Here is a 13,917-nt window from a genome sequence, read left to right on the forward strand (position 1 = left end):
ATCTCCTGTAGGAGCGGCCTTGTGCCGCGAATGGGCTGCAAAGCAGCCCTAAAGGCTCATGCCTCACCACCGGTGGTACACTGTCCGCCACATAGCCTGAATATAAAGAGGGGAGGCCAGGCTGTACCGCAGCCTGTAGCCTCCCCGAGCGTTTCTGGACTAAGCATGAGAATACTGATCATTGGCCCCAGCTGGGTCGGCGACATGGTGATGGCGCAGACCTTGTTCCAGTGCCTGAAACAGCAGCACCCCGACTGCGTGATCGACGTGCTGGCCCCCGAGTGGAGCCGGCCGATCCTGGAGCGTATGCCCGAAGTCCGTCAGGCCTTGAGCTTCCCGCTCGGCCACGGCGCGCTGGAACTGGCCACGCGCAGGCGCATCGGCAAATCCCTGGTCGGCCAGTACGACCAGGCCATCCTGCTGCCCAACTCGATGAAGTCGGCATTGGTGCCGTTCTTCGCTGGCATCCCCAAGCGCACCGGCTGGCGCGGCGAAATGCGCTTCGGCCTGCTGAACGATGTGCGCAAGCTGGACAAGGCCCGCTACCCGCTGATGATCGAACGCTTCATGGCCTTGGCGTACGCGCCCGGCGCCGAGCTGCCGCAGCCGTACCCGCGCCCCAGCCTGCAGATCGAAGCGCAAAGCCGCGAGGCTGCGCTGGCCAAGTTCGGCCTGGAGCTGGACCGCCCGGTACTGGCGCTGTGCCCTGGCGCCGAGTTCGGCGAGGCCAAGCGTTGGCCAGTCGAGCATTACGCGGCCGTGGCCGATGCGATGATCCGCCAGGGCTGGCAGGTATGGCTGTTCGGCTCGAAGAACGACCACCCGGTCGGCGAGCAGATCCGTGACCGGCTGATCCCGGGATTGCGCGAAGAATCCTCCAACCTGGCCGGTGAGACCTCGCTGGCCGAGGCCATCGACCTGATGTCCTGTGCCCATGCCGTGGTGTCCAACGACTCCGGCCTGATGCACGTGGCCGCCGCACTGAACCGCCCGCTGGTGGCGGTGTACGGCTCCACATCGCCCGGCTTTACTCCGCCGCTGGCCGACCAGGTGGAGGTGGTGCGCACCGGTATCGAGTGCAGCCCATGCTTCGACCGGACCTGCCGTTTCGGCCACTACAACTGCCTGCGCCTGCTGGACCCGGGCAAAGTCATCGCCGCCCTGCACAGCCTGAGCGGGCCGGACCTGATCGATACCGTGGCCGAGGTCGACTAAGTGCGGGTACTGATCATCAAGACTTCGTCGTTGGGTGATGTGATCCACACCCTGCCGGCGCTCACCGATGCCGCCCATGCCATCCCGGGCATCCGTTTCGACTGGGTGGTGGAGGAAGGCTTCGCTGAAATCCCCGGCTGGCACCCTGCGGTCGACCAGGTTATACCGGTGGCCATCCGCCGCTGGCGCAAGAACCTTTGGCAGACCCTCAAGAGTGGCGAGTGGAAGGCGTTCAAACAGCGTGTGCGCGAGCGCAAGTACGACCTGGTGATTGACGCCCAGGGCTTGGTCAAGTCGGCTTGGCTCACCCGCTACGTGAAGGCCCCGGTCGCCGGCCTGGACCGCTACTCGGCTCGCGAAGGCTGGGCCAGCCGCTTCTATGACCGGCGCCTGTCGGTTGCCACCGGCCAGCACGCGGTGGAGCGGGTGCGCCAGCTGTTTGCCATGGCCCTGGCCTACGACTTGCCAGAGGGCATAGGCGATTACGGGCTGGACCTGGAGCGCCTGCAGCTGCCGCCAGCAGCGCCTTACGTGGTGTTTTTGCATGGCACCACCTGGGCGACCAAGCATTGGCCCGAAGCCTACTGGCGCGAGCTGGCCGAGCGCATGGGCCGGCGCAAGCTGGAAGTGCGCCTGCCTTGGGGCAACGCCGCCGAGAAGGCGCGGGCCGAGCGCATTGCACAGGGCTTGAACAACTGCCAGGTGCTCCCCAAATTGAACCTTGCCGGGGTTGCCCGTGTATTGGCGGCGGCAAAAGCCTGTGTGGCGGTCGATACCGGCCTTGGCCACCTGGCTGCGGCACTCGATGTGCCGACCATTTCGCTGTTCGGCCCGACCAACCCGGGCCTGACCGGTGCCTACGGACGGACCCAGATTCACCAGGCCAGTGACTGGCCTTGCGCTCCCTGCCTGCAGAAGAAGTGCACCTATAAACCGAGCGCCGACGACCTGCGCCGGTTCGATCTGAAACGCGAGTGGCCGCTGTGCTTCACTCGCCTGAATCCCGAGCATGTGGCGGGCCGCTTGAGCGCGTTGCTGCTGGCTGAGGATGTCCGTTGATGCAACTGGCTTTCGTGCTTTACAAATATTTCCCCTTCGGCGGGCTGCAGCGCGATTTCATGCGCATTGCCCTGGAATGCCAGAAGCGGGGCCACCAGATCCGTGTGTACACGCTGATCTGGGAGGGTGACATTCCGCCTGGCTTCGAGGTGCTGGTGGCGCCGGTCAAGGCCATTTTCAACCACCGTCGCAACGAGAAGCTCAGCGCCTGGATGGCCGCCGACCTGGCCAAGCGCCCGGTCGACCGCCTGATCGGCTTCAACAAGATGCCGGGGCTGGACGTGTACTACGCCGCCGACGGCTGCTTCGAAGACAAGGCGCAGACCCTGCGCGGTGGGCTGTACCGCCGCTGGGGCCGCTACCGGCACTTTGCCGAGTACGAGCGTGCGGTGTTCGCCAAGGACGCCCACACCGAAGTGCTGATGATTTCCGAGGTGCAGCAGCCGCTGTTCATCAAGCATTACGGCACCCCGGTGGAGCGCTTCCACCTGCTGCCACCGGGTATTTCCCAGGATCGCCGCGCGCCGGCCAATGCTGCCGAGATCCGTGCCGAATTCCGCAAGGAATTCGACTTGGGCGATGACGACCTGTTGCTGGTACAGATTGGCTCGGGCTTCAAGACCAAGGGTGTGGACCGCAGCCTCAAGGCGCTGGCCGCGCTGCCATCGGCCCTGCGCAAGCGCACGAAGCTGATGGTGATCGGCCAGGACGACCCCAAGGTGTTCCAGTTGCAGAGCGCCACCCTGGGGCTGGGTGAGCAGGTGCAGTTCCTCAAGGGCCGCAGCGACATCCCGCGTTTCCTGCTGGGTGCCGACCTGCTGATTCACCCGGCGTACAACGAGAACACCGGCACGGTGCTGCTTGAAGCGCTGGTGGCTGGCCTTCCGGTGCTGGTGTCCAAGGTGTGCGGCTACGCCCATTACATTGCCGAGGCCGACTGTGGCCTGGTGCTGGACGAGCCATTCGAACAGGAACAGCTCAACGGCTACCTGCAACGCATGCTGGAAGACCCGCAGGCCCGCGCCAGCTGGTCGCGCAACGGCCTGGCGTTTGCTGAAACCGCCGATCTGTACAGCATGCCGCAGCATGCTGCCGACGTGATCCTGGGGCAGAAAACCGCATGAAGCTGATACTGGCCGAACCGTTCAAGCGCCTGTGGGCCGGGCGTGATGCCTTCGATGCCGTAGAGGCGCTGCAAGGTGAGGTCTATCGCGAGCTGGAAGGGCGGCGCACACTGCGTACCGAAGTGGCTGGCGAGGGCTTTTTCGTCAAGATCCACCGGGGCATCGGATGGGGCGAGATTTTCAAAAACCTGCTCACCGCCAAGCTGCCGGTGCTGGGTGCCGGCCAGGAATGGCGGGCTATCCAGCGCCTGCACGAGGTGGGCGTGCCGACCATGACCGCAGTCGCCTATGGCGAGCGTGGCAGTAATCCGGCCACGCAGCACTCGTTCATCATCACCCAAGAGCTGGCGCCGACCATCAGCCTGGAAGACTTCAGTATCGACTGGCTCAAGCAGCCGCCCGAACCGCGTCTGAAGCGTGCGCTGATCGCCGAAGTGGCAAAAATGACCGGCGGCATGCACCGTGCCGGCGTCAACCACCGCGATTGCTACATCTGCCATTTCCTGCTGCACACCGACCGCCCGGTGACGGCGGATGACTTCAAACTGTCGGTCATTGACCTGCACCGCGCCCAGACCCGGGCGACAATCAGCCGCCGCTGGCGCGACAAGGACCTGGCCGCGCTGTACTTCTCAGCGCTGGACATCGGCCTCACCCGGCGCGACAAGCTGCGCTTTTTGCAGGGGTACTTCCAGCGCCCGCTGCGGCAAGTGCTCAAAGACGAGGCCCGGTTGCTCGCCTGGCTGGAGTGCAAGGCGCAGAAACTCTACGATCGCAAACAACGCTATGGGGACGCGCTCTGATGGCGGGTTGGACACTGGCGCCAGGCTACGAACACCTGGCGGCGGACTTTGGCAGCCTCGATGCGGTATTTGCCCTGCAAGGCGAGCGCCTGACCCGCGACCCGCTCAGCGAAGTGGTGCGCATCGAGCGTGACGGGGTCAATTACTACGTCAAGCGCTACACCGGGGCTGGCAAGCACATGCGCCGCTACCTGGGCCGGCCGCGCATCAAAGCCGAATGGCAGAACCTCAAGCTGTTCGCCAAGTGGGGTATCCCTACTGCCGAAGTGGTGGCCTGGGGCCTGGAACGCAACGGCCTGGCCTTTGGGCGCGGGGCTATGATCACCCGCGAGCTGCCGAACACCGAAGACTTGTCTGCGCTGGCCGAACGCAACGATACACGCCTGGCCGACCGGGCCTGGGTCGACCATCTCAGTCGTCAGCTGGCGCGCCACACCCGGGTCATGCACGAGCACCGCTTTGCCCATAATGACCTGAAGTGGCGCAACCTGCTGGTCGACGACCAGGGCACGCTATTCTTCATCGATTGCCCCACCGGCGACTTCTGGCGCGGCTTCATGTGGCGGCACCGGATGATCAAGGACCTGGCGTGCCTGGACAAGGTGGCCAAATACCACCTGTCGGCCACCCAGCGCCTGCGTTTCTATCTGCAATACCGTGGCCGCGACCGGCTGAATGTGCGCGACAAAAAGCGCATTCGCCAGGTGCTGGGCTTTTTCGAGGGAAGGGAATGACCGATTACCTGGCCAGCGCGGACCTCGCGCTGCTCAAACGCCATGGCCTGGACGACTTCGAGGCGCTGTGGGCGCTGCAACTGGAGGCGGTGGATGAACCCAACACCGGCCGTGGTGGCTGGAGCAGCGTGTTCCGCCTGGAACTCGAAGGCAAGGGGTACTACCTCAAGCGCCAGAGCGACTACCTGACGCGCACCCTGCACCGGCCGTTTGGCGAGCCCACTTTTGCCCGCGAGTTTCGCAACATCAGCCGCTATCAGAAGCTGCACATTCCGGCCTTGCAGGCGGTGTTCTATGGCGAGCGCAAGCAAGGCGGCAAGCACCGCGCCATCCTGATGACCCGCGCGCTGGACGAGTGGGCCGATCTCGACAGCCTGTTGGCCCACTGGCCACAGCTGGGCGATGCCGAACGCAATGGCATCCTGCAGGCGTGCGGCCAACTGGCGCGTACCCTGCACAGCGCCGGCCAGGTGCATGGCTGCTTCTATCCCAAGCACATTTTCCTGCGCCAGCGACGAGAAGGCTGGGATGCACAACTGATCGACCTGGAGAAGACCCGGCCATTGCTGTTTGGCATGCGTGACCGCCTCAAGGACCTGGAGCCGCTGCTGCGTCGCGCCCGCGCCTGGAGCGAGGCTGATGTGCGCACGATGCTGGCGACTTACCTGGCGCAGCCGGCTGACAGCACGCTGGTCGATACCTGGCTGCAACGCCTGACGCAACGGCGTCGTGAAAAAGAGGCCCGCTGATGCGTTTGTCTGAACTGAAGGACGCCGGGCGCAGCCCGTCGTTGCCCCTGAGCATCACCCTGGCGGACGCCGCCGGCAGCGCCGAACTGCAACTGCTCAGCCTGCTGCGCGTCCTGCCCGGGCAGCGCTATGTGGGCGCTGGTGTGTGGCGCGGTATCCCGGTGCTGGCCAAGCTGCTGGTGGGCGGCAACGCCGCCCGGCATTTCCAGCGCGAACTGCAAGGTGTGAAATTGCTGGCCGAACATGGCTTGACCACGCCGAAGCTGCTGGCCGACGGCCTCAAGGAAGGCGAGGGCGGCTGGCTGCTCTTCGAATTCCTCGACGGCGCTGAGAGCCTGGCCGATGCCTGGGCGGCGGTGGAAAGCCTGCCGGTGCTGGCCGACGAACAACACCTGGTGCTGGGCGAAGCGCTCACGGCTGTCGCGCACATGCACGCTCAGGGCCTTTGGCAGGAAGACCTGCACCTGGACAACCTGCTGCGCCATGGCGGCAAGCTGTACCTGATCGATGGCGCCGGTATCAAGGCTGAAACGCCAGGCCAGCAGCTGTCGCGCCCACGTGTACTGGAAAACCTCGGCGTATTCTTTGCCCAGCTGCCCAAGCGCCTGGAACCTTTCATCGAAGAGCTGCTGGTCCACTACCTGCTGGCCAACGCCGAACATGCGTTGCCACTGGAAGCCCTGCAAAAGCAGGTGGACAAGGTGCGCAACTGGCGCCAGAAGGACTACCTGGACAAAGCGGGCCGCGAATGCAGCCTGTTCAGTGTCCAGCGCACACTCTCGGGGTTGCAGGCGATCCGTCGCAGTGAGGTCGAGGCCATGCAGCCGGTACTGGAGCAGGCCGATGCACTGATCGACAGGGGCCACCTGTACAAGACCGGTGGCGCCGCCAGTGTGGCGCGCATCGAGGTGAACGGTCGCAAGCTTGTGCTCAAACGCTACAACATCAAGAACACCGCGCACTGGTTCAAGCGCTTCTGGCGCCCGAGCCGTGCCTGGCATTCGTGGATCGAAGGCCACCGCCTGGAGTTCCTCGACATCGCTACGCCCAAGCCTTTGGCGGTGCTGGAGCAACGGGTCATGGGGCTGCGCAGCCGTGCCTATCTGGTCACCGAGTATGTCGATGGCCCGGACCTGACGGCATGCTTTGCGCCCTACGTCGAAAATGGCGATGCGCCCGAGGAACAGGTGGATGCGCTGGTGCATGTGATGCAGCAGCTGATTCGCGAGCGCATCAGCCATGGCGACTTCAAGGGCCATAACCTGTTCTGGGACAATGGCCGGTGGTCGCTGATTGACCTCGATGCCATGTGCCAGCACGCGACCCAGCTCAGCTTCGCCCCGGCCTACGCCCGGGATCGGGCGCGGCTGTTGCGAAACTGGCCGAGTGGCAGTGCCTTGTACCAGCGGCTGGACCGGTTATTGCCCAAGCTGGGCGATTAAGGCTGTCGATGCGGGCAGTCAGCGGGCTGGCAGTGGCTGATCTGGCAATGCCAGCCAGTCGCTGCTGCGCCCCGCCTGGCGAACGCGTATCAGCCACTGGCCATTCTCGTGGCGCAATACCGCCCACGGCGCCGCGCCAGCGCTGCTGGCGGCTGCCATCTGCAAGTGGTAACGGTCTGGCAGCAAGTGGCGGCGTAAAGGTAACTGCCCGCCCATGAGCACCAGGTACAGTTGATCTTCAGCCTGGTAGAGCCCCTGTTCGATGTTCAAAGGTGTGCCCGCCAGTGGCGCTTGCAGGTAGCAGTCCTGCAGCAGCTGCGTCAGGTCGGGCAGCCCGTCGTACCAGTGCACCGATGAGTCGATTACCCATTGCCCGTCGGCTCTGCGCTTGAGCGGCTGATGCAGGTAGGCATCTGGTTGGTCAGGGTCGATGGCCCGCCAGCGGTAGCCGTCGAAACTGACCTTGTAGTAGCGGTTGTCGTTGTCCTTGACGAAGTACAGCGACAGCCCGCCAAAGGCCGTGGGCTGTTCGTATACCCCTTCACCGTAGATGCCGTCTATGCGATAGCGCAGGTTGGTGCTGTCCGGTTGCGCCTGGAAGCGCGCGGGCAACGGCAATGGCGGTTGCTTTGGCATGCCACGCAGCGAACGGCGCAGCAGGCCAGAGCCTACATAACTGATCGCTGCATCATTGAGGTGGCTGAAGGCGTTGTAGGCGTGGCGCATCACCCCTTCCACATCCTCCTGCTTGAAGGCCTGCACGCCGTCCCAGATGTCGATGGCCATGCGGCCGATCGACAATGCCAACAGGGCTTGGTTGGGCAGCAGCAGGCTGATGAAGTCCACCAGGCGCCAGCTCAGCGCGATGATCGTTTGCGCATTCACTTCCTGGGTCGTCATGCTGTCGGCATCGGCCTGGGCGATCAGCGCCTGGACCTCGGCCCGGTAATAGACAAAAAACAGGTCATCGTTCACTGCAGGGGTTTTTACATGTGTGCCCAGGCGCCCCTTGTCCAGAAGGCGCTGCACCGTGGCTGCGGGTAGCAATGGCAGGCGCTGTGCAATGTACGCCTTCAGCCCGGGCTGCTGGCGCACAGTACGAAGCAGTTCGCGGGTGGTGCGAAAACGGCGCCATGCCCTGCGGTCCGGGGCATCCGGCGTATACAACACGCATGCCTGGGACTTGTAGGGGGTACTGTTGAGCAGCAGCACACCCTGCAGGGTGTGGCCCATGATGTTCAATTGTCGAACCGTGACCGGGTAGCCCGCCACCGGGGCGCGCAAGGTATTGTGCGGTTGATCCAGCACGGCGCACACCCAGTTGTAACCGTGCTCGAAAGGGTCTTCGCCGAAGTGCCCGGCGTAGCGTGCCTTGACTGCTTCTGCACGCATGCGCGCCAGGTTTACCCGGCTGTGTGCGGCCTGGCGCCACTTGCCGGTTCTGGAACCGATAAGTTGGGTATGCAGGTACATTGCGTAGCTGTCGCCCACGTTCAGTTCCCGGATCATGTTTTTCACATACTCCGCCGTTAGGCCAGGTGGTATGGCACACCCTCGGGCATGGACCATGCGCGCGGTAAGCCAGTAGTCGGTGTCGAACCATGGCAGGTTCTTCAGCGCCAGCTGTTCGAGCGTGTTGCTTTCCTCGACCATTTCCACCATCTCATCGCCCACGCGCTGCATGCCGGCGTAGGTGACGTAGGAGGAGGTGGCGAAGGGATGCATGACAGCGCCGGTACGGCGGGCGCGGACGATACTCACCTGAATCTCGCCCGGATCCGCGTCGTACCCCAGGTCGTAGCTCAGGCGCTCGCGCAGGCGTGCATTGGCCCAGCTCAGCAGGCTGTTGCGTTGCTTGAAGTCGTTGAGGCTAAGCACGCCGGGGGCTGCAGCCCGCTCGGCAGTTGCCACCAGCTCCTGCATGGTCTGCATGATATGGCTCAGGCCTTGCGCGGAGGTATTGCGCAGCCAGTTCGGCAGGTTCTTTTCAAGCAGTTGCGAATAGCGCGTCTGCAGGATGGGTTTGGCGCCGACTTCGTGCCGAAGCGCCATGGCCCTGTTCAGCCGGGCGTGCTGGTCGGTTATGTCGACGCTCCATAACCCGGGATCACTCAACCGCTGGCGCTGGGCTTCGATCACACTGTCGACCTGAGCCTCCAGCAGGCTGTCGGCATACCAGTCATAGCGCAGGCGATGCGACCGGCGCGCGCGGTCTGCCTGTTCCTCAAGGTACAGGTGCAGCAGTGGCCGGCTCTGGAGCGGATCCTCCAGGCGTTCGCAGAGCTCTTTGTGCAGTGCGGCAAGGGAATCGAATGCTTCGATACCCTGTGACAGGCTGCACAGCAAGGCGCTGCCTGCGGCGTCTTCTGCCGTGAGCATGTGGCCCTCGACGGTACTGGCAACGATGACCAGAGTGCCTGGCAGGTAGCTGCGCCAGTTGGGCCGCCGGTCTTCCAGCAGTACGCGGTACACCTGTGCCCGTTCGGCCAGAGGCAAGTGCCTGCGTTGTGAGGGCAATGGCTTCTCCAGGCAGGTGCGCAAGAGTTCGGCTTGCCCGTTGCTCAAGGTCTGGTCGGCCACGCGCAATTCGATTTCGGCCAGCATCAGCGCCTTGCGCAGTATCAGCAATTGCTGCCTGGGCGTGTTGCCCTGTTCATCGGCTGTGGCCCAGAAACTGGCCAGCTCGCCGTGTAGCCAGGTGCGCGTGCCGGAGGTGATGGGTTGGTTGAGGGCGATGGTGGGGAGGCCGTCGAGCAGGTCACCGATGTGTCGGTCGATCTGTTCCAGGTGTTCGAGGGGGCGCATGGGGCTGATCCTTGGCTGAGGAAAACCCCATGCTTGGCAATACCCGCAACTGCGTGGTGGTAGCGGGCTAGCGCCGCCGACGCCAGAACAGCCCGCGCACGCTCAGCAGGGCTGGAAGGCCCAGGCCGGCCCAGGCCAGCACGTCCCAACCACCGTCGCCCAGCAGCGCGGCGAACAGGCCCACGAAGCCCAGCAGGGCAATCAACGCTGGCCAGGCGAAAAGGCGCACAGTGGATTGCGACTGGTGGCTCATGTCCGCGCCTCCCTGGGTTTGCGCTGCTTGCCCCACCACAAGTAGAGGCCGCTGCCGAGCACGATGAGGGTGAGCACATCCAGGACCGCCCACAGTATTTGCATCGGCCGCCCGCCGTAGTCGCCAAAATGCAGCGGCTGCGACAGGCCCATGGCGTCCATGTACCAAGGGCGATCGCCTACGGCAGTCACTGCCAGGGTACGGGCGTCGATCAGCACCGGCGTGAACAGGTGCGAGGTCAGATGGGTGGAGCCGTTCATGAACACCGCGTAGTGGTGCTCGCTGGAAAAGCGCGTGCCGGGGAAGGCAATGAAGTCCGGGCGCATGCCAGGGGCGGCCTGTTCGGCAATCTGCAGCAGGCGTGTGGCTGGCGCGCGGTCGGTGAGCGGCGGGGCATTGCGATACGGTGCGACCATGGTTGCCAGGCTGTCGTTGCGCCAGGCGGCGATGACCAGGTCGGACAGGGCACTGATCACACCGGTCACGCCCACTGTCAACGCCCACGCCAGCGTAACCACGCCGAGCAGGTTGTGCAGGTCGAGCCAGCGCAGGCGGCGGGATTTTTCGTGGCGCACGGTGCCGAACGCCAGGCGGCGCATGAACGGCGCATACAGCACGGTGCCGGAGACGATCGCGACGATGAACAGTATGCCCATGAAGGCCAGCAGCAGCTTGCCGGGCAGGCCGGCGAACATGTCCACGTGCAGGCGCAGCATGACCATCATGAAACCGCCATTGGCGGCCGGCATGGCCACTGCCTCGCCGGTACGGGCGTCGAGCATGAAGGTGTGCGACAGGTTGGGGTCGGTGCCCGCAGTGGCGGCGGTGATGGCGACCACGCCGTTGGGTTCGTCTTCGTCGTAGCCGAAGTACTGCATGACCTCGCCGGGGCGATGCTGTTCGGCTTTCACTACAAGCTGCTGCAGGTCGAGGTGCGGGGTGCCTGCTGGCATTTCGCGCAGCTCGGGGGCGTCGCCGAGCAGGTGTTCGAGTTCGTGGTGGAAGATCAGCGGCAGGCCGGTGAGTGCCAGCAGTAGCAGGAACAGGGTACAGACCAGGCTGCTCCAGGTGTGGACCACGGACCAGCGGCGGATGGTGGGGCTTTTCATCACGGTACCGATTTTGTCTGTTGGAACCTGGGGCCGCAAGGCGGCCCCCGCTCATTCAGAACTTGTAAGTGGCGCTGGCGACAACGCTGCGCTCATCGCCGTAGTAGCAGTAGTACCCGTCGCAAGTAGAGAGGTAATCCTTGTTCAGCAGGTTGGTGGCATTGACCGCCACCGAGGCGCCTTGCAGGCTGCTGTTCAGGCGACCCAGGTCGTAATGCACCGACGCGTCGAATACGGTGTAGGCCTTGGCTTTGCCCAGGTAGGTATTGGCCTGGTCACCGTAGGTGTTGCCGGTGTAACGCGCGCCCAGGCCGATGCCGAAGCCGTCGAGCACGCCCGAGTGCCAGGTGTAGTCGCCCCAGATGGACGCCTGCTGGTTCGGCATCAGCTGCAGGCGGTTGCCTTTGAAATCGCCGTCCTGCACCTCGGACTTGGCCAGGGTGTAGGCGGCAATCACCTTCAGGTTTTCGGTCACATCGGAAACCGCTTCCAGCTCAAGGCCGCGGACTTTCACTTCGCCGGTCTGGCTGGTGATGGTCACCCCACCAACGGTGTCGGTGACCGCGACGTTTTTCTGGGTCAGGTCATACACGGCTGCCGACAGCAGGGTGTTGGAGCCTGGCGGCTGGTACTTCACACCCAGCTCCCACTGCTTGCCTTCGGTGGGTTTGAGCGGGTTCGTTGCCGACACACTGGCATTGCTGGAGGGCTGGAACGACTCGGCATACGACAGGTACGGCACGAAGCCCGAGTCGAACACATAGCTGATGGCTGCGTTGCCGCTGAACTTCTTGTCCCGCTGGGTACTGGTGGCATCATCCTGGTTGAAGAACTTGGTGCCGGTATGCACCCAGTCCTCGCGACCGCCCAGCGTCAGGCGCCAGTTGCCGAGTGCCATCTGGTCCTGCACATACAGGCCGGTCTGACGGGTTTTCTGGTTGTAGTCATAAAACGCGGTCGAGCGATCCGGGCGGGTGATCGGCAGCCCGTAGACCGGGTTGTTGACGTTGCTGTCCGGCACGTTGAAGCCGAAGATCGACAGGTAGTTGGTATTGACGCGCTGGTGGTCCAGGCCGATCAGCAGGGTGTGGGTAATGTCACCGGTGGCGAAGTCGGCCTGGAAGTTGTTGTCCACCGCGAACTGGCTGATGTCTTCATCGGTATTGGTCGACATGCGGCTGACTGTGCCGTCGTCTTGCACCGGGCCGCCCGGCGAATAGTAACTGCCAGGGGTGATGGTCTGGAACGACAGGTCCGACTTGGTATAGCGCAGGTTCTGGCGGAACTGCCATACGTCGTTGATGCGGTGTTCGAAGGCGTAGCCCAGCGCGTAGTAAGTGCGGTCGTAGAACTCGTAATCCGGGTCACCCAGGTTCTTGTGGTGCGAGATCTTGCCGAACGGCATGTCGATCTTGGTGCCCTGGATGGGCCGGAACTGGCTGGTGGCGCCGGTATCGTCGCGGGTGAACTGGGTCAACAAGGTCAACGTCGTGTCTTCGTCGATGTTCCAGGTCAGGCTTGGCGCGATGTTGTAGCGCTTGTTGTCGATATGGTCGATTTGTGTGCCGCTGTCACGGATCACGCCGCTGACGCCGTACAGAAAGCGGCCGTCGTCGTCGATCTTGCCAGTGCTGGCGAAGTTGATCTGACGATGGTTGTCGCTGCCATATTGCAGCTCGATCTCATGGGCGCTTTCGGCCTGCGGGCGGCGGCTGACCATGTCGAGCAGGCCGCCGGGCGGGGTTTGGCCATAGATCGAGGAGGCCGGGCCACGCAGCAGGGCGAGGCGGTCGAGGTTCCAGGTTTCGGCTTTGGGGTTGGCGTACACGCCGCGTGGCAGCGGCAGGCCATCGAGGAACTGGGTGGGCTCGAAGCCGCGCACGCGCATCCAGTCATACCGCGTGTCGCTACCGAAACTGGCCGACACGATGCCCGGCATGTAGCGCACGGCGTCATCCAGGCTGTGCACGCCACGGTCTTTCATCTGCTCGCGGGTGGCAATGGAGATGGAGCGGGGGGCTTCCACCAGTGCGGTGTCGGTTTTGGTGCCAGCGGCGGTGCGTTTGGCCAGGTAACCCTCTACCGGCCCCCAGGCACTTTCAGAAACGCTGGCGGCGTTCACGGTGGTTTCTGGTAGCGCCAGGCTGCCATCCGGCACCGCCACCAGGCTGTAGCTGCCCACGGTGCTCTGTTGCAGCTGCAGGCCGGTACCGCGCAGGGCGGCTTGCAGGGCGCCAAGGCCGTCGTACTGGCCGCTCACCGCGGCCGAAGTGCGGCCGCTGACCAGTGCCGGGTCGATGGCCAAGGCGATGCCCGCCTGGCTGGCGATCTGGTTGAGGGTGGTGGCTAGCGGCGCGCTGGGCAGGTTGTAGGCGCGCGCAGTGGATGGCTCGGCGGCGAACAAGGCAGGGCTGGACAGCGGGGCAGCCAAGCCGATGGCCAGGGCCATGAGGCTGGGGCGCAGGATACGATCAACGGCACGGGACATGCGGCGGTTCCTCGACGGGTAAGTGCTTGCTGCTTCCTTGCCGAGCGAGATCTGAAAAGTGACAGGGCGAATCTGAAAAATATTGAGAATTATTTGGAGTGTGTACTGGCCTGTTCGCGTGCAAGCCCGCGAACAG

The 13,917-nt window shown here is 64.0% G+C and carries 11 protein-coding genes; 7 read left to right on the forward strand and 4 right to left on the reverse strand.

Annotated elements, in window-relative coordinates; all coding sequences use genetic code 11:
• Positions 1–165: 165 nt before the first annotated feature.
• The 7 genes from waaF to CKW35_RS19415 are packed head-to-tail and all read left to right on the forward strand — an operon-like array spanning position 166 to position 7,126.
• Positions 166–1,215, forward strand: a complete 1,050-nt coding sequence (gene waaF, locus CKW35_RS19385; RefSeq protein WP_016484555.1) for a lipopolysaccharide heptosyltransferase II — start codon at positions 166–168, stop codon at positions 1,213–1,215.
• Positions 1,216–2,274 carry a lipopolysaccharide heptosyltransferase I gene (gene waaC / locus CKW35_RS19390; protein WP_016484556.1) on the forward strand — a complete coding sequence of 353 codons (1,059 nt, stop codon included), beginning with the start codon at positions 1,216–1,218 and terminating at the stop codon, positions 2,272–2,274.
• The gene (locus CKW35_RS19395; protein ID WP_016484557.1) at positions 2,274–3,398 is read left to right on the forward strand and encodes a glycosyltransferase family 4 protein; all 1,125 of its coding nucleotides are present in this window, start codon (positions 2,274–2,276) and stop codon (positions 3,396–3,398) included. Before waaC ends, CKW35_RS19395 begins: the two co-directional genes overlap by 1 nt.
• The gene (rfaP, locus tag CKW35_RS19400) at positions 3,395–4,201 is read left to right on the forward strand and encodes a lipopolysaccharide core heptose(I) kinase RfaP (RefSeq protein ID WP_023048018.1); all 807 of its coding nucleotides are present in this window, start codon (positions 3,395–3,397) and stop codon (positions 4,199–4,201) included. Before CKW35_RS19395 ends, rfaP begins: the two co-directional genes overlap by 4 nt.
• Positions 4,201–4,935, forward strand: coding sequence for a lipopolysaccharide kinase InaA family protein (locus tag CKW35_RS19405; protein ID WP_016484559.1), 735 nt, complete (start codon positions 4,201–4,203; stop codon positions 4,933–4,935). The genes rfaP and CKW35_RS19405 overlap by 1 nt, the downstream gene beginning before the upstream one ends.
• Positions 4,932–5,684: a lipopolysaccharide kinase InaA family protein gene (locus tag CKW35_RS19410; protein WP_016484560.1), complete on the forward strand. Its 753-nt coding sequence runs from the start codon at positions 4,932–4,934 to the stop codon at positions 5,682–5,684. The genes CKW35_RS19405 and CKW35_RS19410 overlap by 4 nt, the downstream gene beginning before the upstream one ends.
• A complete protein-coding gene (locus tag CKW35_RS19415; protein ID WP_060518008.1) occupies positions 5,684–7,126 on the forward strand; it encodes a lipopolysaccharide kinase InaA family protein in 1,443 nt (480 codons plus the stop codon). Before CKW35_RS19410 ends, CKW35_RS19415 begins: the two co-directional genes overlap by 1 nt.
• Positions 7,127–7,144: 18 nt before the next feature.
• Here the strand turns inward: CKW35_RS19415 and CKW35_RS19420 are convergent, their stop codons facing one another.
• From CKW35_RS19420 to CKW35_RS19435, 4 genes are all read right to left on the reverse strand, one after another.
• Entirely contained in the window at positions 7,145–9,931 is a 2,787-nt protein-coding gene (locus tag CKW35_RS19420) for a dermonecrotic toxin domain-containing protein (RefSeq protein ID WP_095116644.1), read from the reverse strand.
• 67 nt (positions 9,932–9,998) lie between these two features.
• Positions 9,999–10,184, reverse strand: coding sequence for a hypothetical protein (locus CKW35_RS19425; protein WP_016484563.1), 186 nt, complete (start codon positions 10,182–10,184; stop codon positions 9,999–10,001).
• Positions 10,181–11,293 carry a PepSY domain-containing protein gene (locus tag CKW35_RS19430; protein ID WP_016484564.1) on the reverse strand — a complete coding sequence of 371 codons (1,113 nt, stop codon included), beginning with the start codon at positions 11,291–11,293 and terminating at the stop codon, positions 10,181–10,183. Before CKW35_RS19430 ends, CKW35_RS19425 begins: the two co-directional genes overlap by 4 nt.
• 55 nt (positions 11,294–11,348) lie before the next feature.
• Positions 11,349–13,781 (reverse strand): TonB-dependent siderophore receptor, encoded by a 2,433-nt coding sequence (locus CKW35_RS19435; RefSeq protein ID WP_016484565.1) that lies wholly within the window; start codon positions 13,779–13,781, stop codon positions 11,349–11,351.
• Between the last annotated feature and the right edge of the window lie 136 nt (positions 13,782–13,917).

The organism is Pseudomonas sp. Irchel 3F3, assembly GCF_900187545.1.
GTDB lineage: Bacteria > Pseudomonadota > Gammaproteobacteria > Pseudomonadales > Pseudomonadaceae > Aquipseudomonas > Aquipseudomonas fortuita.